Origin of the sequence: Pseudomonas sp. CFBP 8770 (genome assembly GCF_014841705.1) — a bacterium.
Classification (GTDB): Bacteria; Pseudomonadota; Gammaproteobacteria; order Pseudomonadales; family Pseudomonadaceae; genus Aquipseudomonas.
In genome coordinates this window covers 90279-116816 of record NZ_JACYUL010000003.1, presented here as the reverse complement: position 1 = coordinate 116816, position 26538 = coordinate 90279, and the positions used below count along the sequence as shown (strand labels likewise).

The window sequence follows — 26538 nt, the reverse complement described above, 5'->3', positions numbered from 1 at the left end:
GCTCCCCTACCCCCGCGTCAGCCCGGTCAACGTATCCGCAATCCCCTTGGTCCGCCTCGCCGTGCCTTCCGTGGCCTGGCTCGATGCCTCCAGGGTATCCAGCATCTCCCTCAGCGCGCCCACCCCGGTGGACTGGTCTTCGATCTGCTGAGCCACTCGCTGAATCTCGCTCGACAGCAAGTCCACATCCACGCCGATATCCGCCGCATTCTTGCGGGTGATCTCCGCCAACTTGCGCACCTCGTCGGCCACCACTGCAAACCCTCTGCCCAGTTCGCCAGCGCGGGCTGCTTCGATAGCAGCGTTCAGCGCAAGCAAATTGGTCTGCCCGGCAATCTGCTGGATCACCTGCACGATGGACTGAATCTGCAGGCTCGAACTGGCCAGCGCACGTGCGCCCACGACCGCTTCGTCCGCCTGCCGGGCAAGGTCTTCGACGGTGCTGCCGGCCTGGCTGGACACGGTGTTCTGCCGGTCGATGGTGGCGGCCAGGTCGTCCATGGAAAGGTGCAGTTCGCCGGAGTAATGCTTGATCTGGGTGGCCATCTGCTCCTGTTGTTCGCCCGCGTCGGCGAGCACCTGGCCCAAGGCCGCGAGGCCTTTGAAGACAGGAAGGATGCCGTTGTCCAGGCCGCGGGTGTCGAGGGCGCTGGTGAAGTCGTTGCGCTTGAAGGCTTCGATCTGTTTGACCACCACGTGATTCAAGCCAACCATTTTCTTCAGTTGGCGGCGCAGGAAGAACGCTTTGAATTCGCCGTAGTGAGCGATGAAGCGGTCCACGTATTCGTCGGTGAACGAGGCGCCTTTGGCGACGTGGAAGAAGAAGATCGCGGTCAGGGTCTGGTTAAGGTTCAGGCCGAGGATTTCGCCGAAGGTCGAAAAGCCCACCACCGGCACGTCGCCAAAGAGCCCACGCATGCTGCCCAGGTCATTGGCGTTGTTGAGCCTGCGCAAGATGCAGTCGTTGAGAATGGCGGCGACCGGTTGGCCGCCCTTGCCTTGCAGGAACTTTCGGTAGTCGGTCTCGGTTGCCTGACGCAACGGCGTGCGCTTGACCATGACCAGTTCTTCGCCCGGTGCGACGTCGCAGAACAGTTGGATGATCTGCTGGGTGTGGTCGATGCGGGCAATGGAGCGCACGAACAATTCGCTGCCGACGCGGATGGCAAAGGAGTACTCGGCCAGGTTCTTTTCCAGGGAGTGGCTATCGCATTTGAAGGCGTTGCACAGGGCCTGGACCATGCTCATGATGTTGCCGTTGCTGTCGATCACCTGGTCGATGGTGCGGTCTTCGACGGAGGCGGTGAGCACGCTGAACGTCAGCCCGACCGGTTCGAAGTTCTGGCTTTTGAACACACCGAAGCGGATATCCGGAGCCGTCTTCAGAAAGACGATCTGCGCATGGTTCTGATAGCTGCGCTTGCCGTCGTGGATCAGGGTTTTCTGGAAGTCCGATTTGCCGCCGGCGGAGCCGCCGACGAACAGGCACGGGAAGCGACCGGATTCGTAGAGCGCCTCCATGAAGAACGACTCCGACGCCGACAGCCCGTCGAACACCACATAGGCCAGAGTGTCGCGGTGGTCGATGGGCGTGCTGACCTGCACGCGCTTGATGTTGTTGACCAGCTTTTCGATGCGCTCGCGCATCTCCATGCGTTTGCCGCCCTTGCGGATGTCTTCGCACTCCAGCGGCACCATGACCACTTCCGCCGAGGCAATCACGCTGCGCTCGAAGCATTGCAGGACGATACGGTCCCAATGCTCTCCCGCGGCGCAGTACAAGCCATCGGCGCTGTTGCACAGCTCACCCGAGGTGGTGCACAGGCTGATGGTGCCGTTGGGAAAGCGCTGCCTGACGCTGGCCGCGACCTTGTCGATGTCCAGGTGGGGCGAGACAAAACCTGTCACCAGCACAGGATCCGCGCGCAAACCGGCCAGGGCGCGGTCCAGCTCGGCAGCCGTGCAGCTCAGGCTCACGGCGCCCTGGCTGTTTGCGCGGGCATTGTTGAAGCGTTTGAAAAGGTTCATCACTGGGCTCGCTAGAAGGGGGCACAGCGCACGCGGGGCGTGGCTTGCATTGGTTCTCCTATCGGCCTTGGGAAGGGGGACTTGAAGCAGGTGGTCGGGTTTATAGGGGGAGTGCTGACCGAAATTTTCAGAAACTTTGAGGGTTTTAGTCGAGCTGTCGGCTTCGATATTCTGCTCAGTCTTCTCGGGGTTGAAAATACATGCCCCTAGGGTTATAAAATCCTCATGCACAAGGAGTGCTGAGTGCAGAGCAGACAGCTAATACGCGAGCTGGAGCAGGCCGGCTGGGTACTTGATCGTATCGCCGGAAGTCATCACATGTTCAAGCACCCGAGGCGGGCTCAAACAGTTCCGGTTCCACATCCCAAGAAGGATCTGCCGGTTGGCACGGTCAGAGCCATTCGAAAACTTGCCGGGTTGACCTAGGCTACGGCGGACTCATGAGGAGATATCCATGCGCTACCCAATCTGCATCGAATGGAGTGATGAAAATACAGCCGTCGGTATTCAAGTACCTGACATTCCTGGCGCTATCACCGCTGGCGACACGTTCGAAGAAGCCTACAGCGCAGCGATCGAGATCGCTCATATCATGTTGCAAGACATCGCAACTCGGGGGGCAAGCGTTCCTCTCCCCAGCGCGATGTCCGGCCTTCGAAGCGACCCTGAATACGCGGACATGGGCTGGGGAATGCTTGATGTCGATATAACCCCTTACCTGGGCAAGACTGAGAAGGTCAATGTCACGCTGCCGGGTTTCGTGATTTCGCAGATCGACCGGTTCGTTCGTGAGCACAATGTGAAAAGTCGTTCTTCTTTCTTGACCGATGCGGCTTTGGAAAAGCTGGGCCGTTGAGCTGGCGCTCTGCAAAAGCACTCATTACACGGGCACCAGACGTCCCCGCTGCCGTTTATCGACCAGCGATCCAGCTCTACCGCTCGTTGCTCAAGCTCGGCAACCCGCTGCCGATAGCGCAGGCGGCACTCTTCGCAAGACAGGATTCTCGGGCGTGCTGTACGAACCAGCTCCATCAGGGGCGGGCGTTAACCACTCCTTGGATCAGTCAGATGAAAGTCTCCCATCGTTTGTTCGTTATTTCCGCCTGCGCCTGTGCGGGGCTTGTCGCGATCGCAGTGTTTGCACTGAGCACGTTGCACAACACCATGCTGGACGACCGGCGGCGCGAAATTCATACCGTGCTGAATCTGGCCGCCAAGCAGGTCGAGTACTTTCAGAACGAAGAAAAGGCTGGGCGTTTGAGTACCGAACAGGCCCAGGCCCGCGCCATCGAAACGTTGGCCGCATTGCGCGATGGCAAGAACGCGTATATCTGGACGCGTACCGAAGGCGCGCTGAGCCTGGTTCACCCCAACCAAGCCTTGATTGGCAAGATCGATTTTGGCGCGAGACTGCCCAATGGCAAGACCACTTGGCAGAATTACCTGGACCGCTTGAGCAGCGAGCGTTTCGCGTTTTTCGATGACATGGTGGCCCGATCCGGGGACACCGTTCCGGTGGCCAAGATCAACGGCGTCACCAAGGTGCCTGGCTGGAACTGGATCATGGGCTTCGGCGTATACGCCGATGACATCACCGACGCCTATTGGCAGTTGGCGCTCAAGTTCATGTGGGCCGGCCTGTTTGTTCTGGTAGTCGTGATCGCGGTGGCCTACCGCATGTCTCGCAGTATCTACAACGCCCTGGGCGGTGAGCCGAGGGAAGTGGCCGGTGTGACCAGCAACATTGCCAACGGCGACTTGCGCCACGTGATGCAGGATAAGTATCCGCCTGCCAGCCTGATGGCCGCCGTGGCTCAAATGCAGACTGGGCTGAGGAGCATGATCACTGACATCAAACATGTGGCCGAAGAACTCAAAGGCAGTTCTTCGAGCCTGGGCGAGCAGATGCAGAACATCGATGAAGCTTCGCAACATACATCCGAAGCCACAACGATGACGGCTGCTGCAGTAGAGGAGATGTCCGTCACCATCGACCATATTTCCAGCAATGCGCGCATGACCCAAGTCAACTCGGAACGCTCCGCGGCCCTTGCCGTAGAGGGCGAACGCCTGGTGTCGGAGGTCACTTTTGCCATTGCCGATGTGTCAGAACAGGTGGCGCGTTCTTCCGAACAGATAGCCGGATTGGTTACCCGCGCAGATGAAATCAACGGCATCACCAGCGTGATCAGAAACATCGCCAGCCAGACCAACCTGTTGGCGCTCAATGCGGCCATCGAAGCCGCGCGCGCAGGTGAACAAGGTCGGGGGTTTGCAGTGGTGGCCGATGAAGTGCGGCACCTGGCACAACGAACCGCCCAGGCGACGGAAGAAATCACCACCATGATTGCCGACATCCAGAATGATACGTCCGATGCCGTAAAAGGCATGGCGGCCGTCAAGCCAAAAATGGAAACGGCGGCGTCACTGGCAGACCAGGCGACGGTGGCCTTGCGCGATATCAGTACGGAGTCGTCGGCCACGCTGGCGCAGGTACGGGAAATGGCAGCGGCGACTTCGGAACAGAGCGAGGCGAGCAGCAGTGTTGCACGAAACGTGGAGCTGATCGCCAACATGGTCAATGCGTCTGCAGAATCGGTCAGCATCGCCAACAAGGACGTGAACGCTGTGGTCACTTCAAGCAGGACGTTGACCGACTCTACGGCGCGTTTTCAACTATAGGATTCGTGCAGGTGAAACCAGCTGCGTTGACGATTAGCCGACTCGATGCGCAGTGTGACCTGAAAGCAGCGGACTCTACCAAAATGGCCGCGTGCCACTCGATGCCTAGGGGCAAGCATTAGTGACACGCGTGTGGTGTCCATTGCAGAGATGGTGGTCGAATATGCGCCAGCCCGCAGTGAAGCGCTCACCATGTTAGGTACAGTGGATCATCTATTAAAAATTCGACAACATTGAGGCCTATAAACTACTTTTTCTTCTTGTCTGACGTTTGAGTCAATGCAGATCCGGCCACCGACTTTTCATTCGAAGAAGATTTTTTGTCTTTCAATTGCTCGCTTGCCTTCGATGCAACCTCTTTGCTGGTTTTTTCGTTCTTAGCCATGTTTAGTTTCTCCGGAGGGGTACCGGTCGCGGTACGCTGCCTGAATAAGCTATAGCCGACGGTCCGGCGTTCGTCGAGTCAGGAATAGAAAGTTAAGCGTATTGAACGATACGGAGACTTAGGCGCATATCTTGTCGCTGGCTAAACCATCTCAACGCCAAAGCATGCTAGTCGGATTTTAGGGGTAAGCCGCTCCAATGCCTGCATCTAGATCATAACGTTGCGTCCTACGGGCAACAGCGCTAGATAAAAGCATTACAGGTCACAGCCTGCCACCCTATACACGCCGTAACCCATTCTCCAACTGCCCACCTAGCTCCAAAACCTGCATCCGTCCTGCTTCGTCCATACGGTGAAACAGCACCAACAGCCGCGCCTCTTCATCATCCTCACTGTAGAAATACGAAGGCGGCACATTCAGCACACCTGCGATCAGTGAAACCGTCGACGTATTAGGCGCGTGCTTGCCTGTCTCGTACTGATTCATCCTGGCGCTGGCCGACGCAGGCTCGATCCCCGCCAAAAGTCCCAGCCGCTCTTGCGATATTCCTGCTGCTTTCCTCGCATCCTTCAAACGCTTGCAAAAAATGCTCATTTCTCAGCCTCCATGAAGGCTAAGAGAATCTTAGATTTTGATTGAAAATATACTAAGCATTACTTAGTATTCCAAAATCAAGGCGGGCTCAGCAGTGATTTTTCGTAGGCTGGGCAATGAATGCCAAGGCCAACGCGACCCGCCGTAGAGTCCCACTCACCATCTCGCAAGGAACGCCCCCATGCCCGCCACCACTCACCTCACCAATCTCCACGCTTCAATGCTCAAACACTTGGACATCCCCAACCCAGTCCCCCAAGCCACGCTCCAGCAGTGGCTCAGCGAGGTCAATGCCCTCAGTCAGGCACTGGAAAGCATCCAGCCTGCGATTCAGCAAGTGGTGGATGTTACCGATGCATTGGCGTTGACCGGGCAGTTGCTGGGTGCCGACCACTCCACGGCGCTGGACGCCGACAAGATACGTTGCCTGCTCGAGCCGTTGTGCGAACGGTTGGAGTGGGCGGGCGAGCGGATTCGTCAGGTGCTCTAAAAACGAGCCGTGATTGGCCCGTATCGTAAGCATCCAAAACGGCCCTTGATATCTAGCGTGAGCCGAATAGACTCAACATTCGGCTCATAATATGAGCCGAATAAGATTCCCAATCGGCTCATCAAGGCAAAAACGCTCATGCCCCAGTGGATCTGGCAGCAACCTCAATGGCCTTTATTCTCCTGGCAACCCGAAGAGCTAGCTGACCTGCTGCGTCAATGCACAAGTGAGCAAGGACGGCTGTTGGGCAGGCTTGGCGCCGTTGGTGATGAGAGCAGCCGACAGGGCATGCTCGATACGCTGCTGCAGAACATCGTCACGTCCTCGGCAATCGAGGGTGAGGCACTCAATGCCGGTTCGGTTCGATCTTCCCTGGCTCGCCGCTTGGGTGTACTCGAGCCCAAAGAGGCGCAGAGAACTTCGCGCAGCGAGGGTCTGGCGCAATTGATGGTCGATGCAACGTGCAATCACGCTCAACCTTTGAGCGTGGAGCGCTTGCTGCAGTGGCATTCGCTGCTGTTTCCAGCGGACGATTCGAGTCAGCTGCACACGCCGGTGCGTGTGGGTGAGTTGCGTGGCGATGAGCCGATGCAGGTGGTGTCGGGCAGGCTGGATCGGCCAACGGTGCACTTCGAAGCCCCACCCCGGCGTGGCTTGGAGCAGCAGCTGGAAACGTTCGTTGACTGGTTCAATGTGGCATCTGCCTCGCTGGATCCCCTTCTGCGAGCCGGTATCGCTCACCTCTGGTTCGTCACTCTGCACCCCTTCGACGACGGCAATGGTCGTCTGACCCGCGCGCTCACCGACCTGGCGCTTGCCCAGGGTGACCATCAAGCGGTGCGTTTCTACGCGATGTCAGCCAGCATTCTGGACAACCGGGCAGGTTACTACGCGGTTCTGGAACAAACGCAGAAAGCCGACATGGACGTCACGCCGTGGCTGGTGTGGTTTCTTCAGACATTGCTCGCAGCAATTACCGCAGCGATCTCGAACATCGATCGAGTGCTGAACAAGGCGCGCTTCTGGCAGGCGCACCGTGCGCTGCCGTTGTCGAAGGAGCAGCTGAACGTGATCAATCGCTTGCTCGATGGCGGTGCCAAGGGATTCGAAGAGGGGATCAGCGCCGCGCAGTATCAAGCGGTAGCGAAGGTCAGCAAGGCAACCGCCACCCGCCACCTCGCCGATCTATTGGAAAAGGGCCTGCTGCAACGGTTGCCAGGTGGGGGTAGGAGTACGCGCTATGAGATCGCGTTAGAACAAACTGAACATCCCAAGCCCTGAAAGAAGACCTACCCTTCAAGCCGCATCCGGATGATCCAGCGTTTCCCAGCCCAGGCACGCCAGCGCCAAGGTCCGCGGCACTGCCTCTCGGCCACTGCTGTATCGGCTGATGCTGCGAGCGCTAACACCTAGAGCCTCGGCAGCCTGATCCAGTGTAAGGCGGTGTTTCAATCGCCACTGGATAAAGAGACGCGTATTTTCGTCCGGCGCCGATTGCGCCAGCGCGTCCAGAAATAGCGTGTCGGCGCCGATCTGAATATCGAGCGCAGGCCATTCGACCGTCCAACCTGCGTCGCCCATCACGGCGCCTTCAAAAGCTTTGCCTTTGGTCAATGCGCACAGGCCAGGGTACCTTTTCAAATCGTCATGCATGTTGAGGCGCAATTGCTGACCGCTGGTAAACGTCAGATCAAGTATGGCGCCTGGATGTGCCTGCACAGCCCGCAGGCGGGGGCGTTTCATCAATGCCATTTCTTCCACTCCTTCAGTGAGACAGCTAAACCGCGACTATCCCGATCCAATGAGTATAAGGTTCAGTATCGCCAATTTGGCGATATCACAATACTAGGCTGGAGCCTCAATTTTCCCCTACCCCAAATTCCGCGCCGAATTGCTCAACACCTGCACACACTGCATCAACGCCGGCACCAGCTGGCTTTCGGCGTCGGCGCGGGTCCAGCGGCTGGTGGGGGCGACCACGTGGACGGCGGCCACGGGGCGGCCGTTGCCGCCGATGACGGGGGCGGCGATGGTCATGTCGCCGAGGAACAGTTCCTGGGTGTTCACCGCGTAGCCGCATTCGCGCACGGTTTGCAGCGAGGCCATGATCTCGTCCACGTCGGTGTGGGTGTGCGGGGTGTGCGCGACGCGTACGCTGCTTTGCACCAGGGCCAGGGCCTCGGCGGGTGGCAGGGCGCTGAGGTAGGCACGGCCGGAGCCGGTGCAGTACATCGGCACGCGGCTGCCGATGGGCATGTGCACGGGCACGAAGCGGGCGCTGACGAAGCGCGCGATGTAGGTCATTTCCACACCGGTGGGCTCGGTCAGGCAGGCGGTCTCGCCGGTCAGCCGAGTGAGTTCGGCGAGAAACGGATTGCCCACCTCGATCAGCGAATGAGCATCAAGGTAGCTGAAGCCCAGTTCCAGCACATGTGGGGTCAACTGGTAATGCCGAGTGCGCGAGTGTTTCCGAAGGTAACCCAGGCTTTCCAGGGTGAACACCATGCGTTGGGCCGAGCTTTTGGTCATGTGGGCGGCTTCGGCGATCTCTGCAAGGCTCATGCTGCGGCGCTTGGCGCTGAATGTACGCAGTACGGCCAGGCCTTTTTCCAGGGACTGGTTGAACAGGCTGTTGCGATCTTCGGACATGAGGGCCTCAAGGAAATGAGCAGCGATTGAACCCGGACGACAGCTATCAGACAGCAAATACCGGGCCTGAAAATCGTATAGCGATACGAAACCTTCGTTAAACGATTTTTCAGCTACGTAAATTGATAGCAGAGACCTGTAATGGCATAGAGCTTGCGACCTTCCCCAGGACCGCATGGCGGTGCCCACCTTCCGATTCCTTCTGGAGTGACCCGATGAACAGCCTTTCCCCCCTGTTTCGCCGTTTCGCGCTCGGTATCTGCCTGACGCTTGGTGCCTCCCTGGTGCACGCTGCCGAGGCACCGATGTACAAGGTTGGTGCAACCGCGACGGGTTCGCCCTTTACCTTTCTGGACATCAAGAGCAACAGCATTCAAGGGATGATGGTCGACATCGCCAAAGCAGTCGGCGAGGCCGGTGGCTTCGGCACGCAGATGGAACAGACCAATTTCGCGGCGCTGATCCCGTCGCTGACGTCGGGCAAGCTGGACTTCATTTCGGCAGGCATGCTCAAGACCGAAGAGCGCGCCAAGGTGGTGGACTTCAGCACGCCGGTCTATTCCTACGGCGAAGGCCTGATCGTCAGTGCCGACGACAACACCGCCTACCCCGACCTCAATGCGTTGAAGGGTGAAGTGATCGGCGCCCAGGCGGGCACCGCCTTCTACGACCTGGTCAACAAGCTGGGCATCTTCAAGGAAGTGCGCACCTACGACTCGATTGCCGAGATGGTCCGTGACCTGTCCCTGGGTCGCATCAAGGCCGCCGTGGCCGACCAGCCGATCGTGGCCTACCAGATTCGTCAGAACACCTTCAAAGGGGTGAAGCTGGCTGCGGATTACAAGCCGGCCAAAGTCGGCGATGTGTGCTTCGTGGTGCGCAAGGGTGACAGCGAAACCCTGGAGCGCCTGAACAAGGCCATCGACACCATCAAGGCCAACGGCACGCTGCAGGGCATCGTGCAGAAGTGGGGCGTGTAGGCTGAGGAGCGACCATGAAGCTTGCTGAATTCTTGCAGAACGCGCAGGACTTCCTGCCGATTCTGCTTCAGGGTGCGTGGGTGACCATCCAGATCACGGTGCTATCGTTTCTGCTCAGCAGCGTGCTCGGGCTGGTGCTGGCGCTGCTCAAGCTGTCGCCGATCCGCGCGCTGTCGTGGGCGGCGAGCACGGTGATCAACGTGATCCGCGGGCTGCCGATCATCGTGCAGCTGTTCTATATCTATTTCGTGCTGCCGGAGATGGGCATTCATCTGACCGCCTTCCAGGCCGGCGTGATCGGCATGGGCATCGCCTACTCGGCCTACCAGGCGGAGAACTTTCGGACCGGCATCATTGCCGTCGACCAGGGCCAGCGCGAAGCGTCGGAAGCGCTGGGCATGCGTTCGTTCATGATGATGCGCCGGGTGATCCTGCCACAGGCGTTTCGTATCGCGCTGCCGCCCTACGGCAATACGTTGGTGATGATGCTCAAGGACTCCTCGCTGGTGTCGACCATCACCGTGGCCGAGATGACCCGCCAGGGCCAGCTGATTGCCTCGTCGACCTTCCAGAACATGACCGTCTACACGTTGGTGGCCTTGCTGTACCTGCTGATGAGCCTGCCGCTGGTGTACGGGTTGCGGCGCATGGAGCAGCGTCTGAGCCGGAGGAAGAAGGCATGATCAAGATCAGCCAGTTGCAGAAGAACTATGGCGACCACCGCGTGTTGCACGGGGTCGATCTCGAGGTGCAGAAAGGCGAAGTGGTGTGCCTGATCGGCCCGTCGGGTTCGGGCAAATCGACGTTGCTGCGCTGCATCAATGCGCTGGAAACCTATGAAGGTGGCTCGATCCAGGCCTTCGGTGAGACCGTACAACGCGGCAGCAAGACGGTGCACACCCTGCGCAGCCGCATGGGCATGGTGTTCCAGCGCTTCAATCTGTTCCCCCATCGCACGGTGCTGGAGAACGTGATGGAGGGGCCGTTGTACGTCAAGGGCGAACCGGCCGCGCAGGTGCGCAGCGAGGCGCTGGCATTGCTCGACAAGGTCGGCCTGGCGGAAAAGGCCGATGCCTACCCGGAGCAGTTGTCCGGTGGCCAGCAGCAGCGCGTGGCCATCGCCCGCGCGCTGGCGATGAAGCCTGAGGCCATGCTGTTCGATGAACCGACGTCGGCGCTGGACCCGGAACTGGTGGGCGATGTGCTGCAGGTGATGCGCACCCTGGCCGACGAGGGCATGACCATGATCGTCGTCACTCATGAAATGGGCTTTGCCCGCGAGGTCGCCGACCGCGTGTGCTTCCTGCACGGCGGTTACCTGGTGGAAACCGGGCCGGCCGACGAGGTGCTGGGCAATCCGCAGCACCCGCGCACCCAGGATTTCCTGCGCCGGGTCTTGCATCCGACCACCAGCACCCGGAGCCAGCCATGATCGACGTGCCTTCACTGTGGGCGGCGACCGCGCCGCCTGCGCGGGTCACCCCTCCATTGCGCGAGTCGGGTACGTACGATGTGGTGATCGTCGGCGCCGGGTACACCGGCCTGTCCACTGCGCTGCACCTGGCCGAGCGTGGCGTCAGCGTGTGCGTGCTGGAGGCGCGGGAACCGGGCTGGGGTGCTTCGGGGCGCAACGGCGGGCAGGTCAACCCGACCTTGAAGCATGACCCGGACGAACTGGTGAGGCTGTACGGCGAGGCCGTGGCGGAACCGTTGATCGACACCGTGTCGCGCTCGGCCGACCTGGTGTTCGACCTGATCAAGCGCCACGGCATCGAGTGTGCAGCGGTGCGCAAGGGCTGGATGCAGGTGTCCTATTCGCACAAGGGTGTGGCTGGCCTGCACGCTCGCGCCGCGCAGTGGGAGAAACGCGGGGTGCCGGTGCAGCGCCTGGATGCTGGCGATGTCGCCGCGCGCATGGGCAGCCAGGCGTTCGCCGGCGGTTGGCTGGATGGCCGCGCCGGCGCCATTCAGCCCTTGGCCTATGCCCGTGGGCTGGTCACCGCAGCGCAAGCGGCTGGCGCCAGCATTCATGGGCAGAGCCCAGTGACTGGGCTGCAGCCAGTCGCGTCGGGCTGGCAGGTGCAGACCGCCAGCGGCCACATGGTCAACGCAGCCCAGGTGGTGCTCGCCACCAACGGTTACAGCGATGGCCTGTGGCCGGGCATGGCGCAGAGCGTCCTGGCGGCGAACAGTTTCATCGTTGCGACCCGACCGCTGCAGGGCGCGGCGGCACAGAGCATTCTGGTCGGGCAGGAGACCGTGTCCACGGCGCAACGGTTGCTGTTGTACTTTCGCAAGGACAGCCACGGGCGCCTGCTGATGGGCGGACGCGGCACCTTCAGCGACCCCGGCGCGCCGCAGGATTTCGGCCATCTGGAACGCTCGCTGGCGCTGCTCTTCCCGCAGCTGGGCAAGCTGGATTTCGAATACCGCTGGGCCGGACGCATCGCCATCACCCGAGACTTCATGCCCCACGTGCACCAACCTGCGCCTGGCCTGACCCTGGCGCTGGGTTGCAACGGCCGCGGCATCGCCCTGTGTACCAGCCTGGGGCAACAGCTGGCAGCCAGCCTGTGTGACAGCCGTGCCGATTTTGCCTACCCGGTGAGCCCTCTGCAGAAGCTGCCGATGCATGGCCTGCAACGCTTCTACATCGGCGCAGGCGTGGCCTGGTACAGCCTGCTCGACCGTTTGAACGTGAGCTGAGCGCCTGCGGCAGAGCGTCGCGCACGGGATTGGCGGTGAACCAATCGCCGTGCGCCGGTTTCAAAGGGATTCACCCCGAACAATGGTTGCACCTCCATGCCTAAGAAACTTTCCCTCGCTCTGCTGATGATTTCCGCCCTGGGCCTGGCGGCCTGTGACAAGACCTCCGAAGACCATGTGCAGAAAGCCAACGAGCACACTGAAGCCGCCGCTCAGAAGCAAGCCGAAGGCAAGCCAGCCCAAGCCGCCGAGGAAAAAGCCGAAGCCGCCGAAGAACACGACAAGGCCCGCGAGAAGCGCGTGACCGAAGACCGCCATCAGGCACTATCCTCGGACGTGCCGGACGAGATCAAGGCGCCCGAGAAGAAGTAAATCGCAACGCGATCGGCCCAGGCCCCGCCAGTGATGGACGGGGCTTTTTTGTACCGGGCGCTTGGCTCCAGACCACATTTGGAAACAGCGGGGTGTTCGAAGACCTCGCACAATGTCGTTATTCTGAGATGCCGATACGCAGGAAGCGTGATCGTTTACATCACGGAATAAGCATGATAAAAAGCTTTCGACACAACGGCATGAAGGCTTTCTTCGAAACCGGATCAACCAAGGGCATACGCGCTGATCATGCCAAACGCCTTGCTCGCATCTTGCCGATTCTGGAGCGCGCCATTGATGCTGGCGATGTCGACATGCCGGGGTGGAGGCTGCATCCACTCAAGGGCGATCTGGTGACATATTGGTCGGTGACAGTGAGCGGTAATTGGCGGTTGATCTTTCGCTTCGATGACGGCGACGTCGAATTGCTTGATTACCTCGACTATCACTAAGGATTACTGCGCCATGCCTATGCACAACCCTCCTCATCCCGGCGAAGCGTTGCTGGAAGATGTACTTCCGGCCCTGGACATCAAGATCGCGGAGTTCGCCCGGCGCTTGGGCTATGCCCGGGAAACCCTTTCACGGATCTTGCACGGTCATGCCCCCATCAGCCCGGACCTGGCCGTTCGCCTGGAGCGTGCTGGAATTGGCAAAGCACGCACCTGGCTGGCCGTTCAGGCTGATTGGGATCTATGGCAGGCAGAGCACCGCGAGCAACCGCTGATCGAGCCGTTTGCAGCTCGTATCTACTGACTGTCCAACCCTCAACTGCCCTGCAGCGGCTTGGCATCCTCGAAGAAGTAATCCTGCCAGGAAGCCGGCTTGTTCTTGATCGCGCCGACGCGGTGCATGAATTCCGCCAAGGGGTAGGTGTTCTTCGGCGTTATGGAGAATTCGAACTGGGGGTTGTCGATGATCTTCAGCAACGCGGCCCGGTCGATTTTCGCGCCGGTCACGCGAATGTATGTATCGGCGGCCGCGCCCTTGTCTTTCTGGGCGAAGTCAGCCGCTTCGGCCAGGGCCTCGACGAACGCCTGGTAGGTCTTGGGATTTTCCTCGCGGAATTTCTCGGTGGCGAACAGCACGGTGGGTGAGTTGGGGCCTAGCAGGTCGTACGTGTTGAGTACCACGTGCACATTGGGGTTGGTCAGGGCTTGATCTTGGAACGGCGGATTGGAAAAGTGCCCGCTGAGTTCGGTACCGCCGGCAATCAACGCCGCCGTTGCATCGGGGTGCGGGACGGCGATGGTGTACTTGTCCAGGCGGTTGAATTCCTTGTCCCCCCATTGCTTGGCCGCCGCGTATTGCAGGAACCGCGATTGCACCGACACGCCCACGGCGGGCACGGCGATACGATCCTGCTCGGTGAAGTCGGCGATGGTCTTGACCTTGGGGTTGTTGCTGAGCAGGTAGTACGGGAAGTTGCCCAGCGAGGCGACCGCCTTGACGTTCTGCCGCCCGTGGGTTCGATCCCAGATGGTCAACAGCGGGCCGACACCCGCACCGGCAATATCGATGGCGCCTGACAGCAACGCATCATTGACCGCCGAGCCGCCAGACAGCTGGGTCCAGTCGACCTTGATGTCGATGCCGGCCTCTTTGCCGTGCTTTTCGATGAGGTGCTGGTCGCGCACCACGTTGAGCAGTAGATAAACGATACCGAACTGTTCGGCAATACGAATCTCGCCCTCGGCATGAGCCTGTGCGGGTGCGACCACGGCACCGGCGAGCAGGCTGAAACCCAGGCCGATTGCGGCGGCCAGGCGATTGAACGTGGGTCGAGACATAGAGGCTCCAAGCGACAGAATCAAGGGGGGCTGGAGCCGACTATAGGGGTATAAGAAATTTACTTTAAATACGATTAACGAATAACCATATTCACAGGAATTGATGCCCGGATGTTGGCTGAAAGAAGACGGTCAGCTGCCTACACAAGCTGGACCTGTGCCGCGTCAGCCTCCCAGGGAGCCAAGCCGGGAGGCTGATCTGCCGTGCACTCATCCACACGCCACGCGTGTCACGCTCACTTGGCGAACTTGTACTCGCCGCCCTGCTCCAGCGCTTTTTGATACGCGGGCCGTGCCTGCAGGCGCTCGACCCAGGCAGCCAGGTGCGGGTAGGCGTCCAGCTTGCCCTGGGCTTTGGCCAACTCGCCGACGAAGCTCATCTGCACGTCGGCGCCGGTCAGTTCTTCACCCACCAGGTAAGGCGTCAGGCTGAGGGCGGTATTCAGGTAGCCCAGGTAGTTATCGAGTTCGGATTCGATGCGCGGATGCAGCGGCGCGCCGGCTTCGCCCAGACGGCCGACGTACAGATTGAGCATCAACGGCAGCATGGCCGAGCCTTCGGCGAAGTGCAGCCACTGCACGTACTCGTCGTAGGTGGCACTGGCCGGGTCAGGCTGCAGGGCGCCTTGGCCGTGACGACGGATCAGGTAATCGACGATGGCGCCGGACTCGATGATGGTGTGCGGGCCGTCCTGAATCATCGGCGACTTGCCCAGCGGATGGACCTGCTTGAGCTCGGCCGGCGCTAGGTTGGTTTTCGCGTCACGCTCATAGCGCTTGATCTCGTAGGGTACGTTCAACTCTTCGAGCAGCCAGATGATGCGTTGCGAGCGTGAGTTGTTCAGGTGGTGAACGGTGATCATGACGAAGACCTTCTGTAGGGGCAGGTTAAGAGCAGACCCGGCCTGACCTGCAGAGTGCAAAAAATCCCTGCGCGGAGCGCGCGCTCCTCCACTCCTCTCGATAGCTTTGCGCAGGCAAAACAGTTCCTGCTGCGCCACCCCGTGTTTTCGCAATAAAACGCTTTGGCGACGGCGATTTGTGGCCGCTTGCGCGCAGCCCCTGGCGGTAGATTGGACAGCAGCGGTCCAGCAGAACGACCGAGCGACAACAGCCAGCTCGCCTCCAACCTGCCAACCTTCAGGAGTCCTGTACATGACATCGACGACGCTGCGCGCATTCAAACTGACCGGCCTGGCTTTGCTGGTCGGCGCCTTTGGGCAGGCTTGGGCCGAGGACATTACGTTCGTTTCCCAAGGCGGTGCCTACCAGGAGGCACAGAGCAAGGCCATCCTGGAGCCGGCGGCCAAGAAGCTGGGCCTGACCCTCAAGCAGGACAGCTCGCCCAAGGCCTACCCGATCATCAAGACCCAGGTGGAAAGCGGCAAGGTCAGCTGGGACGTGGTCGACCTGCCGACCGGCGATTGCCTGCGCGGCGAAGCCGAAGGCCTGTTCGAAAAGCTCGACCCAGCCCTGGTGCCCAACGCCGCGCAGCTGCCGGCAGCGCTGAAAGACGACTACACCGTCGGCTACATCAGCTACTCGACCGTGCTGGCCTACCGCACCGACGCCTTCAAGGGCGAGAACGTACCCAAGACCTGGGCGGATTTATGGGACACGAAGAAATTCCCTGGGCAGCGCTCACTGCGCAACCTGCCGCGCCCCACCCTCGAGATTGCCTTGATGGCCGACGGCGTGGCGCCCGACAAGCTGTACCCGCTGGACGTGGAGCGGGCCTTCAAGAAGCTCGAAGAGATCAAGCCGCACATCGCCACCTGGTGGACGTCCGGCGGGCAGTCGGCGCAGCTGATCAGTGACGGTGAAGTGGACATGATCCAGGCCTGGAATGGTCGCATCACGGCGGTGCAGGCCGACGGTGCGCCGGTGGCCTTCGATTACAACCAGGGCGTGCTGGAAACCAACTCGCTGTGCGTGCTCAAGGGCACGGCGCACAAAACGGCAGCGATGAAGTTCGTCAACGAGGCCATCGATGCCAAGCTGCAGGCGGCGCTGCCGATGATCATCGACTACGGCCCGCTGAACCCGGAAGCCTTCAAGACCGGCACGATTCCCGCCGAGCGCGCGGCCAAGCTGCCGTCCTCGCCCGAAAACATCTCGCGCCAGGCGCTGCTGTCGGCCAAGTGGTGGGCGTCGCAGGAAGGGGTAAAGGCCGAAGAGCGCTGGCTGGCCTTTGTGCAGAAAAAGTAGGGGTGTAGTGCCGGGCCGCGATTGACCGCGCCAGGTTGCTGACCGACCAACAACATGCTGCGTGCGCCGGCCCATCGGCGCACGGCTGTGAGGGAATGTTCCATGTCCAACGCCTATCTCGCCAAATCCATGCCTGACGCTCACAGCGAGCCGCCTGCAAGCAATGCCGATGCCCTGGCGCGCGAGGAGCGTCGGGAGAACACCTCGATGTTGCTGCTGCTCGCCCCGGCGCTGTTCATGGTGGTGGTGCTGTTGATCCTGCCGATGTGCTGGCTGGCGTTCCAGTCGGTACAGACCGAAGACGGCTTTTCGCTGGCCAACTACGCGCGCATCTTCGAAGAGCGGATCTACTGGGATACGTTCTACCTGACGTTCAAGATCAGCCTGATCGTGACCCTGCTGTCCATCGTCATGGGCTTCCCGATTGCCTACGCCGCCTCGCGCCTGCAGGGCTTCTGGGCCAACCTGATTCTGATCTGCGTGATCCTGCCGTTCTGGACCAGCGTGCTGGTGCGCTCCTACGCCTGGCTGGTGTTGCTGCAACGGCGCGGGGTGGTCAACCAGACGCTGCTGGACATGGGCATCATCGACCAGCCGCTGAACATGATGCACAACACCACCGGCACGGTGATCGGCACGCTGCACGTGATGCTGCCGTTCATGGTGCTGCCGCTGTATTCGGTGATGAAGAAGATTCCCCAGGACCTGATGCAGGCTTCCGAAAGCCTGGGTGCCAAGCCCTTCTACACCTTTCGCCGGGTGTTCCTGCCGATGGCGGCGCCGGGTGTGATGGCCGGTTCCATCCTGGTTTTCGTGATCTGCCTGGGCTTCTTCATCACCCCTGAACTGCTGGGCGGCGGCCGTACCATCCTGGTGTCGATGCTGGTACAGCGCAACGTCGAGCTCTATCACGCCTGGGGCGCCGCCAGTGCGGTGGGCCTGGTGCTGCTGTTCGTGGTGTTCCTGATCTTCTGGGGCATCAACCGCTTCATCCCCATCGAACGCATCCTGGGAGCACGCTGATGAATACGCTTGCCTACCTGCGCCAGCTACGCCTGTCGCATGTGCTGTTCACCGTGTTGGTCGCGGCGATTCTGCTGTACCTGATCATCCCGGTGCTGATCGTGGTACCGATGTCGTTCTCCGAGGCGCGCTTCCTGCAGTTCCCGCCCAAGGAGTGGTCGCTGCGCTGGTATGAAGCCTTCTTCCACAGTGCCGAGTGGATGTCGGCGGCGCGGGTCAGCCTGATCACGGCGGTGGTGACCACTGCGGTCAGCCTGCCGATCGGCATGGCTGCGGCCTACGCCATCAACAACTCGAACCTGAAGGTGATCCGCACCCTGCAGATCGTGCTGCTGCTGCCCATGATGGTGCCGATCATCCTGATCGCAGCGGGGGTGTTCTTCGTCTACGCGCGGGTGGGGCTGATCAGCTCGCTGACCGGCCTGGTACTGGCGCACATCATGCTGGCCCTGCCCTACGTGATCATTGCCCTGCTCGCCGGGCTGCGCAATTTCGACATGTCGCAGGAGATGGTCGCGCGCAGCCTGGGCATGAACCGCTTTCGCGCGTTCATGGCGGTGACCTTGCCGCAGATCAAGCCCAGCGTGGTCTCGGCAACCTTGTTCGCGTTCATCACCTCGCTGGATGAAACGGTGGTGGCGCTGTTCATTTCCGGGGGCGACAACCAGACCCTGACCAAGCGCATGTTCACCGCGTTGCGCGACGAGATCGACCCGACGATTGCGGCGATCAGTTCGATCCTGATTCTGGCGTCGCTGATTCTGGTGGTGGTGGCTGGGCGCAACAAGCAGGGGTAACACCTCCCAGCACAGCCTGCCGCCACCCCATCGCAATTCAGCATCCACGCCGCGCCGCGCGGCCCATCTCGGCATCGCCCGCTGCGTGGACATTTCTACACTAGGCCATCGTTCGGACTGCAAAGGCACCCTGATCATGTTGAAGCACTCACTGCGTGACCCTTCCCTGCTCGTCGAGCGCGCCTACGCCAATGGCCAGTGGATCAGCGCCGATGACGGCGCCACCCTTGCCGTGACCAATCCTGCCGATGGCAGCGTGATCGCCAACGTACCGGCCTTGCAGGCGGCCGAAACCCGGCGCGCCATTGCCGCCGCCGAGGCTTGCTTCGTCACCTGGCGCGAAGTGCCGGCCGCCGATCGCGCCAAGCTGCTGGAGAAGTGGTACCAACTGATCATGGACAACCAGGAAGACCTGGCCTTGATCATGACCGCCGAACAGGGCAAACCCTTGGGCGAGTCGCGCGGCGAAATCGCCTACGGCGCAAGCTTCGTCAAATGGTTCGCCGAGGAAGCGCGGCGCATCTATGGCGACACCATCCCCTCGCCTGCTGCCGACCGCCGCATCCTGGTACTCAAGCAGCCAATCGGCGTGGTCGCGGCGATCACGCCGTGGAATTTCCCCAACGCCATGATCACGCGCAAGTGCGCACCGGCCCTGGCAGCCGGTTGCCCGGTGCTGGTCAAGCCGTCGGAGATGACCCCGCTATCGGCTCTGGCCCTGGCGGTGTTGGCCGAACGCGCAGGCATTCCGGCCGGGGTGTTCAACGTGCTCACCGGCCTGCCGGCAGGCGTGGGCGGCGAGATGACCAGCAATCCGGCCGTGCGCAAACTGTCGTTCACCGGTTCCACCCGCGTCGGCCAACTGTTGATGAGCCAATGCGCGACGACCATCAAGCGCCTGAGCCTGGAGCTGGGCGGCAACGCGCCGTTCATCGTGTTCGATGACGCCGACCTGGACCTGGCCATTGCCGGGGTCATGCAGAGCAAATTCCGCAACGCCGGACAGACCTGCGTGTGTGCCAACCGCATTCTGGTGCAGGACGGCATCTACGCGCGTTTCGCTGAACGCTTGAAGGCGGCCGTGGCCGAGCTGAAGGTCGGCGACGGTCTGGCTGAGGGTGTGACTATCGGCCCGTTGATCAACGCCGCGGCGGTGGACAAGGTGGCCCGTCACATCAGTGATGCGGTGGAGAAAGGCGCCACCGTTGCCATTGGTGGGTTGCCGCAAAACGATGGCCTGTACGTGCAGCCCACGGTGTTGCTGGACGCCAACGCCGACATGCTGCTGGCCGGCGAGGAGACCTTCGGCCCGGTGGCGCCGCTGTTCCGCTTCCATACCGAGGACGAAGCGCTGGCATTGGCCAACGCCACGCCCTATGGCCTGGGGGCCTATTACTTTACCCAGGACATGCGCCGCGCCTGGCGCGTGGGCGAGCGCCTGGAGTTCGGCATGGTCGGCTTGAACACCGGGATCATTTCCATGGAAGTGGCGCCCTTCGGCGGCATGAAGCAATCGGGCACCGGCCGCGAGGGGTCCAAGTATGGCCTGGACGAATTCCTTGAAGTGAAGGCCTGGCACATCGGTGGGTTGGGTTGAAGGCGCGGGGTCATGACGGGCCTCATTCGCGGGCAGAGACCCGCTCCCACAGGGTTGTGTGCACGTCTTGTGGGAGCGGGTCTCTGCCCGCGAAGAGGCCACCCCTGACATCTTCCCGAAACGACATTCTTGATCTCCTGGAGCACCACAGATGAATTTCACTGAAGGTTTCGAATCGGTCAGCGTCAACCAGGTCAGCAAGCACTACGGCAGCCTCAAGGCGCTGGACAACGTCAACCTCAAGGTCGAAGCCGGCGAGTTCATGTCGTTGCTGGGCCCTTCGGGTTCGGGCAAGACCACCCTGCTGAGCATTCTGGGTGGCTTCATTCGGGTGAGCTCCGGCAACATCCTGTTCGGCGAGCGCAACGTCACCCTGATGCCGCCGCACAAGCGCGAAATCGGCGTGGTGTTCCAGAATTACGCGCTGTTTCCGCACATGACCGTGGGCGAGAACGTGGCCTTCCCGTTGCGTGCCCGCGGCGAAAGCGTGGGCAAGAGCCGGGAGCGGGTCAAACAGGCCCTGGCCACGGTGGAACTCAGTGGCTACGAAGAGCGCTCGATTGCCGCGCTTTCCGGCGGCCAGCGCCAGCGCGTGGCACTGGCCCGGGCCATCGTTTTCGAACCCAAGCTGATCTTGATGGACGAGCCGCTGTCGGCGCTGGACAAGCAGCTGCGCGAGACCATGCAGATCGAGCTGCGCGCCCTGCACAAGCGCCTGGGCGCGACCATGATCTACGTCACCCACGACCAGCGTGAGGCGCTGACCATGAGCGACCGCATCGCCATCATGCGCGGCGGGCAACTGGTTCAGGTCGACACGCCGCGCCGCCTGCACGACCACCCTTCGGACGACTTCGTCGCCAGCTTCATCGGCGAAAGCACGCTGGTGCCGCTGCAACGCAGCGCGAACAACGGTTTGACCCTGGGCACCACGGCCCTGCGCACCACGCGCCCGGTGCCCGCTACGGGCGATGTATTCCTGGCGCTGCAAGCGGAAAAGCTGCTGCTGGACAGCGCCAGCGCCGGGCCTGAATGGAACCGTCTGAGCGGGCGCGTCGCCGACATCGTCTTTCAGGGCGAAAGCTTGAAGGTCTTCGTCGATCTGGACGGTGGGCCCACGGTCAGCCTGCGCCAGCCCAGCCACCACGAAGGCAACCTGAGCCTGCCGCCGATCGGCTCGCCGATGCTGATGCGCCTGCATCCGGAAGACACCATCGTAGTGCCGCGCGCCGGGGTTTGAGGAGGTCAGTGCAGGCCCCTTCGCGGGCAGAAGGCTCGCCGCCCGCGAAGAGGCCAGCACTGACACCCCACCACCCAAACAACCGAATCTACCGCCCCACCCGCAAAAAAAACGCAAACACCCCAGCGCAACCCGCAACTTCGGTGCTTGTGATTTGCGCCACTCCTTATCCTGATCACATCACCCGCCACGCTCGGCGCTCACGGAGATCGAGATGAATTCTGCACTGACCGAAAATCAACGCCTGCTTGCCCTGCGCGAACAACACGTGCCCCGTGGCATCGCCACCGCCCACCCGGTCGTCGCCGCGCGTGCCCAGGGCGCCGAGTTGTGGGACGTGGACAACAAGCGCTATCTGGATTTCGTCGGCGGCATCGGCGTGCTCAATGTTGGCCACAATCACCCGGCCGTGGTCGAGGCGGTGCGCAGCCAGGTGGGCAAGGTGTCCCATGTCAGTTTCCAGGTGGCGGCCTACGAGACCTACATCGACGTGGCCGCGCGGCTGAACGCGTTGATCGGCGGGGACGAACACTACAAGAGCGTGCTGTTCACTTCCGGCGCCGAAGCGGTGGAAAACGCGATCAAGATCGCCCGCGGCTACACCCAGCGGCCAGCGGTGATTTCGTTTCGCGGGGGCTTCCATGGACGCACCCTGTTGGGTGTGACCTTGACCGGCATGAGCCAGCCCTACAAACAGAATTTCGGCCCGTTCCCGGCGGAGATCTATCACGCCAGCTACCCCAACGCCTATCGCGGCATCAGCAGCGACGACGCTCTGGCGCAGTTGCACGAGCTGTTCGCCAGTGACGTGGCGCCGGATCGGGTGGCGGCGATCCTGATCGAGCCGGTGCAGGGCGACGGCGGTTTCCTGGCCGCACCGGTCGAGTTTCTCCAGGCGCTGCGCGCGCTGTGCACGCAGCATGGCATCGTGTTGATCGCCGATGAAATCCAGGCCGGATTCGGCCGTACCGGGAAAATGTTCGGTTTCCAGCATGCGGGTATCCAGCCGGATCTGGTCACGGTGGCCAAGTCTCTGGCCGGTGGCATGCCACTGTCGGGCGTGGTGGGCCGGGCCGAGATCATGGATGCGCCGACCCCCGGTGGGCTGGGTGGTACCTACGGGGGCAACGCCGTGGCCTGTGCGGCCGCGCTGGCGGTGCTGGACCTGTTCGAGCACGAAGACCTGCTGGCGCAGGGCGAGCAGCGCGCGGTGCAGCTGCGCGAGGGCTTGCTGGGGCTGCAGCAACGCTATCCGCGCATCGGTGATGTGCGGGGCCTGGGCTTCATGCTGGCCATCGAGATGGTCAAGGACGACGCCGCGCACAGCGCCGATGCCGATCTCGCCCAGCGGGTCATCGACGAAGCGCGCCAGGCGGGGTTGCTGGTGATCAAGTGTGGGCTGTATCGCAACGTGGTGCGCTTCCTGGCGCCGCTGGTGACCAGCGCCGAACAGGTGGCAGAAGCCCTGCAGATGCTCGACAAGGCATTGGCAAAAGCCGGGGCCTGACTGTGGGAGCGGGGCGGGCGGCGCGCTCTTCGCGGCCACGGACCGCTCCTACGGTGGAAAAGCTGTAGGCGTCTGCAGGGAAGCCATTCATACCGTCGCTCAGGAGCAATCCATGAAAGTCACACAGTACAAGGCCCTGGGGTTCTCCTATGCCACCCTGGTCGACCGTGAACGGGGCATTCTCGAAGGTCTGCGACCCTTGTCGGTGCAGAGCGAAATGCCCGGCAGCGACGCGCAACTGCTGACGGCCTACCGCGCCATCGCCCAAGAGCTCGGCCAGGCAGGCGGCAACCCCAGTGCCAGCGCGTTCCACGGCCAGCTGTACCAGCGCATGGCGCACCGATTGCATGTGATTCCCGGCTGGGATGAAAGTGTTGCCTTCGGTAGCTCGTCGGCCCATTGGCCGATCTTCGAAGACGCCCCCGGCGCCCTGCAGTACCTGAGCAAGTTCTACCGGTTGATACTGATCGCCCCACCCCACGGCATCGATGTCGGCGCGCTGACCCAACGCTTGCCGGTGGCATTCGATGCGGTCATCGAGCCTTGCAACGATGACTGGCACAGCAGCCTCGCCATCGAGCTGCAGCGCCTGGGCCTGGAGCGCTCGCAGTTGCTGCCGGTGCGCAGTACCGAAACGGATGACCCCTGGAACCTGCGCGTGGATTTTCCGGTGTGTACCCTGCACCGTGACCACCGCCAGCCATGGAATCTTTCGCCCCAGGCTCTGGACGGCAAGCGCTGTGAATACGCCAGCCTTGCGGACCTCGCCCATGCCCATCAAACGGCATTGCACGCCTGAGGCCCACGTTCATGCTTTGACTTGACGAGGTCCACCCCATGGATGCTGCAACGAAACTGGATCGCATCGACATCAATATCCTGGTGCAACTGCAGAAGGACGGGCGCATGACCAACGTCAGCCTCGCCGAAGCCGTTGGCCTGTCACCCAGCCCCTGCCTGCAACGGGTCAAACGCCTGGAGTCGGCGGGCTACATCAGTGGCTATGAAGCGCATGTCAATCTGGCCAAGTTCGCCAGCTCCGTCACGGTGTTCACGGAGGTGACCCTGTCGGACCACAAACGTGCCGATTTCGTGAAGTTCGAATCGAGCATCCGCAACATCGACGAGGTGCTCGAATGCCATTTGATCAGCGGCGGGTATGACTATCTGGTGCGGTTCCTGTGCAGCAGCATCCAGCACTACCAGGAGCTGATGGAGTCGATCCTCGACAAGAACATCGGTATCGACAAGTATTTCAGCTACATCGTCATCAAGAGCCCTGTGCTCAAGAGCGCTGTGCCGTTGCGCAGCCTGGTACGCGCGGTTTGATTCACGCACCGCGGTGACCCCGGACGCGGCTTGCGCCGCTGCTACAGGGCCGGTGTCCACGCCCGCCCACCCTACATCCCATGCCGCGTCCGGCCGTTACGCCGCCTCAACTCAAAATGCAAAACACCTTGCGCACTGTCTGCTCGCTCGACCAGGCATTGGTCGCCCCCGCCGGCACCACCACGACCTCGCCGGCGCTGACAGTGCAGGCATCGCCCTGCTCGGGCGTCAAGGTCACTGCGCCCTCCAGAATGAACATCAGCTCGCTGTAGCCTGGCTGCACCTGCTTGCGTGCATAGGGCTCGCACTGCCACAGACCGATGCGCAAGTTGGCCGCGCTGAACAGCGTTTCGCTCCAGGCTTTCGGAGCCGGGGTCAGCAGCACCGTCGCCGACGGCGGCTCGCTGGGCGGCAGTGATTGAGCGAAGTCGATCTTCAGCGGCGTGCGAGGCATGTCATTGCTCGGCGGCAAGCCGGGAAAAGCCATGAACAGGCGACGCAGCTGCCCGCGATGCTGCCAGCGCACCGCGACACCACGAGGCACCACGAAACAATCCCCGGCCTTCAGGCGCAGGTCGAAACCCTCGCCCTGCAGAGTCAGCTCGCCGGCCTCCACGATCCCCAGTTCGACCCAGGGAAAATCATCGATCGACAGATTGGCGCCGACGCTGGTCGAGGCGCCCACTGCGTAGCCCGTGTGGGGGTCATGGAAATGCACGGTACGGCCGGCCGCCAGGGGGTCGTCCTGCAACGCGAAGGCGGCGACGGGTAGACGGCGTTCGAGGGGGGGCTGTGAATAATGCAGGATCGGGGGCATAGGTCTCGTCTTGGCAATGAAGAAGTTCGCGGCTCAGCGGCCGATGGCGTCCAACAGTTGTTGCCAACCTGCGGCCAAGCGTACACCCGGCGCGCGAAAGGCATGCAGGGGAATGGGTTTGAACGTGTCGCCCGCCAGCAGTCCCAGTTTCACCGGCTCGCCCGCAGTCATGGCCGACAGTTGCTTGCCCATGTAGGTGGACATCGCCACGCCACCGCCGTTGTAGCCGATGGCATAGAAGCTGCGCGCGTCCAGTTGACCTGCATGGGGCAGGTAATCGAGGGTCATGGCCACCAGCCCAGACCAGCGAAACGCCACGGGCTGGTCGCGCAGGACCGGAAACACCTCGCCCATGCTGCGTTGCAGGGTGGCGAAGGCGCTGTGCGAATCATCCTTGCCGAACGCTCCGCGGCCGCCGAAGATCAGCCGGTCGCCGACCACTCGAAACCAGCGCAGCATGCGTTTGGTATCGCCACAGACCTGGCCGCCCGGCATCAGTTGGGCCAGGACATCGGCGGGCAGCGGAGCGGTGGCGATGATGGCGCTGCGAAAGGGAATCAGCCGTCGGTGCAGAGTGTCGGTCGCGGCGCTCTGGTCGGAATAGCCGTTGGTGGCATACACCACCTGTCTGGCACTGACCCGCCCCTGGGGCGTCTGCACGATGACCCGGTCGCCTTCCTGGCGGACCTGCAACGCCGGGCTGTTGATGAACATTTTCACGCCGCGCTCGTTCAGGCTGTGAGCCATGCCCCGGGCATAGTTGAGCGGATGGATACCGCCCGCCTTCGGTGTCAGCAGGCCGCCATGAAAAAGGGTCGAGCCGGTCATTTCCCGCACCTGGCCCGCGTCGATCATGCGCGACGACTCGCCGCCGGTTTCGCGCTTGATCCAGTCAGCGGTGTTGCGCAGCCCGGTCAGGGCAAGCTCGTTGTGGGCCGCAGCAATGTGCCCACCCATGTGCAACTGCGCGCCCTCGATGCCCAGGCTGTCGATCATTTCCACCAGGCTGTCCACGGCGGCATAGCCGGTGCGGTACATGTGCAGAGCGGTGTCGCGATCGAAGCGCTGCATCAGCGCAGGAAAGCCGACGCGAAACTTGGGTGATACCACGCCGCCGTTACGGCCACTGGCGCCCCAGGCCAAGGTATTGGCTTCCAGAATCAACGCCTCGCGGCCGCTCAGGGCAATGTGGTGAGCCGCAGACAGCCCGGTGTAGCCGGCACCGACGATCACCACGTCGCACTGCCGCTCGCCCTGCAATGCTTGCAATGCCGGGGCCGGTCGGGCGGTGGCCGCCCATAAACTCTTCGCAGTCATAGCCGGTTTCCACCAGAAGGCGGCGC

The 26538-nt window shown here is 61.8% G+C and carries 29 protein-coding genes and 2 pseudogenes; 21 read left to right on the top strand and 10 right to left on the bottom strand.

Annotation, left to right across the window (positions count from 1 at the left end; all coding sequences use genetic code 11):
- Window positions 1-6: 6 nt before the first annotated feature.
- Both IFT98_RS21215 and IFT98_RS21210 read right to left on the bottom strand, forming a co-directional pair.
- Complete coding sequence (locus tag IFT98_RS21215; protein ID WP_244657432.1) at window positions 7-501, bottom strand: methyl-accepting chemotaxis protein; 495 nt, start codon at window positions 499-501, stop codon at window positions 7-9.
- 372 nt (window positions 502-873) lie between these two features.
- Window positions 874-2028 (bottom strand): annotated as a pseudogene (locus tag IFT98_RS21210) (FIST signal transduction protein); the annotation flags it as partial.
- Between the two features lie 243 nt (window positions 2029-2271).
- Here IFT98_RS21210 and IFT98_RS07800 point away from each other — a divergent pair.
- The 4 genes and pseudogenes from IFT98_RS07800 (at window position 2272) to IFT98_RS21200 (ending at window position 4710) form a co-directional block, all read left to right on the top strand.
- Entirely contained in the window at window positions 2272-2454 is a 183-nt protein-coding gene (locus tag IFT98_RS07800) for a type II toxin-antitoxin system HicA family toxin (RefSeq protein ID WP_192047971.1), read from the top strand.
- A 28-nt stretch (window positions 2455-2482) separates the two neighbouring features.
- Window positions 2483-2884: a type II toxin-antitoxin system HicB family antitoxin gene (locus tag IFT98_RS07795; RefSeq protein ID WP_192047970.1), complete on the top strand. Its 402-nt coding sequence runs from the start codon at window positions 2483-2485 to the stop codon at window positions 2882-2884.
- A gap of 212 nt (window positions 2885-3096) precedes the next feature.
- Window positions 3097-3630 (top strand): annotated as a pseudogene (locus IFT98_RS21205) (cache domain-containing protein); the annotation flags it as partial.
- 24 nt (window positions 3631-3654) lie between these two features.
- Window positions 3655-4710 carry a methyl-accepting chemotaxis protein gene (locus IFT98_RS21200; RefSeq protein ID WP_446730822.1) on the top strand — a complete coding sequence of 352 codons (1056 nt, stop codon included), beginning with the start codon at window positions 3655-3657 and terminating at the stop codon, window positions 4708-4710.
- Between the two features lie 247 nt (window positions 4711-4957).
- On the opposite strand, the gene IFT98_RS07785 is transcribed toward IFT98_RS21200, so the two are convergent.
- Window positions 4958-5095, bottom strand: a complete 138-nt coding sequence (locus IFT98_RS07785; protein ID WP_192047969.1) for a hypothetical protein — start codon at window positions 5093-5095, stop codon at window positions 4958-4960.
- Between the two features lie 277 nt (window positions 5096-5372).
- Window positions 5373-5690 carry a helix-turn-helix domain-containing protein gene (locus IFT98_RS07780; protein ID WP_192047968.1) on the bottom strand — a complete coding sequence of 106 codons (318 nt, stop codon included), beginning with the start codon at window positions 5688-5690 and terminating at the stop codon, window positions 5373-5375.
- Between the two features lie 181 nt (window positions 5691-5871).
- Between IFT98_RS07780 and IFT98_RS07775 the strand changes: the two genes are divergently transcribed.
- Complete coding sequence (locus tag IFT98_RS07775) at window positions 5872-6180, top strand: hypothetical protein (protein ID WP_192047967.1); 309 nt, start codon at window positions 5872-5874, stop codon at window positions 6178-6180.
- Window positions 6181-6318: 138 nt separating this feature from the next.
- On the top strand, window positions 6319-7461 hold the full coding sequence (locus IFT98_RS07770; RefSeq protein ID WP_192047966.1) for a Fic family protein: 1143 nt from the start codon (window positions 6319-6321) through the stop codon (window positions 7459-7461).
- Window positions 7462-7476: 15 nt separating this feature from the next.
- Here IFT98_RS07770 and IFT98_RS07765 read toward each other — a convergent pair whose 3' ends face one another.
- Both IFT98_RS07765 and IFT98_RS07760 read right to left on the bottom strand, forming a co-directional pair.
- Window positions 7477-7932, bottom strand: coding sequence for a helix-turn-helix domain-containing protein (locus IFT98_RS07765; protein WP_192047965.1), 456 nt, complete (start codon window positions 7930-7932; stop codon window positions 7477-7479).
- A 117-nt stretch (window positions 7933-8049) separates the two neighbouring features.
- Window positions 8050-8829 (bottom strand): IclR family transcriptional regulator, encoded by a 780-nt coding sequence (locus tag IFT98_RS07760; RefSeq protein ID WP_192047964.1) that lies wholly within the window; start codon window positions 8827-8829, stop codon window positions 8050-8052.
- A gap of 215 nt (window positions 8830-9044) precedes the next feature.
- On the opposite strand from IFT98_RS07760, the gene IFT98_RS07755 reads away from it, so the two are divergent.
- The 7 genes from IFT98_RS07755 to IFT98_RS07725 all read left to right on the top strand — a co-directional run bounded on the left by IFT98_RS07755 (window position 9045) and on the right by IFT98_RS07725 (window position 13643).
- Window positions 9045-9809 (top strand): ABC transporter substrate-binding protein, encoded by a 765-nt coding sequence (locus tag IFT98_RS07755; RefSeq protein ID WP_192047963.1) that lies wholly within the window; start codon window positions 9045-9047, stop codon window positions 9807-9809.
- Between the two features lie 14 nt (window positions 9810-9823).
- Entirely contained in the window at window positions 9824-10492 is a 669-nt protein-coding gene (gene ehuD, locus IFT98_RS07750; protein WP_122480590.1) for an ectoine/hydroxyectoine ABC transporter permease subunit EhuD, read from the top strand.
- Window positions 10489-11241, top strand: a complete 753-nt coding sequence (locus tag IFT98_RS07745) for an amino acid ABC transporter ATP-binding protein (protein ID WP_122480591.1) — start codon at window positions 10489-10491, stop codon at window positions 11239-11241. Before ehuD ends, IFT98_RS07745 begins: the two co-directional genes overlap by 4 nt.
- A 5-nt stretch (window positions 11242-11246) precedes the next feature.
- Complete coding sequence (locus tag IFT98_RS07740; RefSeq protein ID WP_342214145.1) at window positions 11247-12515, top strand: NAD(P)/FAD-dependent oxidoreductase; 1269 nt, start codon at window positions 11247-11249, stop codon at window positions 12513-12515.
- Window positions 12516-12611: 96 nt separating this feature from the next.
- The gene (locus tag IFT98_RS07735) at window positions 12612-12887 is read left to right on the top strand and encodes a hypothetical protein (RefSeq protein ID WP_122480593.1); all 276 of its coding nucleotides are present in this window, start codon (window positions 12612-12614) and stop codon (window positions 12885-12887) included.
- A gap of 173 nt (window positions 12888-13060) precedes the next feature.
- Window positions 13061-13339, top strand: a complete 279-nt coding sequence (locus IFT98_RS07730; RefSeq protein WP_192047961.1) for a type II toxin-antitoxin system RelE/ParE family toxin — start codon at window positions 13061-13063, stop codon at window positions 13337-13339.
- Window positions 13340-13352: 13 nt separating this feature from the next.
- Window positions 13353-13643: a HigA family addiction module antitoxin gene (locus tag IFT98_RS07725; protein ID WP_192047960.1), complete on the top strand. Its 291-nt coding sequence runs from the start codon at window positions 13353-13355 to the stop codon at window positions 13641-13643.
- Window positions 13644-13654: 11 nt separating this feature from the next.
- Here the strand turns inward: IFT98_RS07725 and IFT98_RS07720 are convergent, their stop codons facing one another.
- Both IFT98_RS07720 and IFT98_RS07715 read right to left on the bottom strand, forming a co-directional pair.
- On the bottom strand, window positions 13655-14677 hold the full coding sequence (locus IFT98_RS07720; protein WP_192047959.1) for an ABC transporter substrate-binding protein: 1023 nt from the start codon (window positions 14675-14677) through the stop codon (window positions 13655-13657).
- A 236-nt stretch (window positions 14678-14913) separates the two neighbouring features.
- Complete coding sequence (locus IFT98_RS07715; protein WP_192047958.1) at window positions 14914-15540, bottom strand: glutathione S-transferase family protein; 627 nt, start codon at window positions 15538-15540, stop codon at window positions 14914-14916.
- A 292-nt stretch (window positions 15541-15832) separates the two neighbouring features.
- Between IFT98_RS07715 and IFT98_RS07710 the strand changes: the two genes are divergently transcribed.
- The 8 genes from IFT98_RS07710 to IFT98_RS07675 all read left to right on the top strand — a co-directional run bounded on the left by IFT98_RS07710 (window position 15833) and on the right by IFT98_RS07675 (window position 24378).
- Window positions 15833-16885 carry an ABC transporter substrate-binding protein gene (locus IFT98_RS07710; protein WP_192047957.1) on the top strand — a complete coding sequence of 351 codons (1053 nt, stop codon included), beginning with the start codon at window positions 15833-15835 and terminating at the stop codon, window positions 16883-16885.
- A gap of 102 nt (window positions 16886-16987) precedes the next feature.
- Window positions 16988-17908 (top strand): ABC transporter permease, encoded by a 921-nt coding sequence (locus IFT98_RS07705; protein ID WP_122801315.1) that lies wholly within the window; start codon window positions 16988-16990, stop codon window positions 17906-17908.
- On the top strand, window positions 17908-18705 hold the full coding sequence (locus tag IFT98_RS07700) for an ABC transporter permease (RefSeq protein ID WP_192047956.1): 798 nt from the start codon (window positions 17908-17910) through the stop codon (window positions 18703-18705). The genes IFT98_RS07705 and IFT98_RS07700 overlap by 1 nt, the downstream gene beginning before the upstream one ends.
- A gap of 136 nt (window positions 18706-18841) precedes the next feature.
- The gene (locus tag IFT98_RS07695) at window positions 18842-20302 is read left to right on the top strand and encodes an NAD-dependent succinate-semialdehyde dehydrogenase (protein ID WP_192047955.1); all 1461 of its coding nucleotides are present in this window, start codon (window positions 18842-18844) and stop codon (window positions 20300-20302) included.
- Between the two features lie 151 nt (window positions 20303-20453).
- On the top strand, window positions 20454-21542 hold the full coding sequence (locus IFT98_RS07690) for an ABC transporter ATP-binding protein (RefSeq protein WP_192047954.1): 1089 nt from the start codon (window positions 20454-20456) through the stop codon (window positions 21540-21542).
- A gap of 214 nt (window positions 21543-21756) precedes the next feature.
- Window positions 21757-23049 carry a 4-aminobutyrate--2-oxoglutarate transaminase gene (gene gabT, locus IFT98_RS07685; RefSeq protein ID WP_192047953.1) on the top strand — a complete coding sequence of 431 codons (1293 nt, stop codon included), beginning with the start codon at window positions 21757-21759 and terminating at the stop codon, window positions 23047-23049.
- Between the two features lie 112 nt (window positions 23050-23161).
- Window positions 23162-23848 (top strand): haloacid dehalogenase, encoded by a 687-nt coding sequence (locus IFT98_RS07680; RefSeq protein ID WP_122714428.1) that lies wholly within the window; start codon window positions 23162-23164, stop codon window positions 23846-23848.
- A gap of 38 nt (window positions 23849-23886) precedes the next feature.
- Complete coding sequence (locus IFT98_RS07675; RefSeq protein WP_043191751.1) at window positions 23887-24378, top strand: Lrp/AsnC family transcriptional regulator; 492 nt, start codon at window positions 23887-23889, stop codon at window positions 24376-24378.
- A gap of 106 nt (window positions 24379-24484) precedes the next feature.
- Here the strand turns inward: IFT98_RS07675 and IFT98_RS07670 are convergent, their stop codons facing one another.
- Window positions 24485-25195: a cupin domain-containing protein gene (locus IFT98_RS07670; RefSeq protein WP_192047952.1), complete on the bottom strand. Its 711-nt coding sequence runs from the start codon at window positions 25193-25195 to the stop codon at window positions 24485-24487.
- Between the two features lie 33 nt (window positions 25196-25228).
- Complete coding sequence (locus tag IFT98_RS07665; RefSeq protein ID WP_192047951.1) at window positions 25229-26512, bottom strand: NAD(P)/FAD-dependent oxidoreductase; 1284 nt, start codon at window positions 26510-26512, stop codon at window positions 25229-25231.
- Window positions 26513-26538 lie beyond the last annotated feature (26 nt).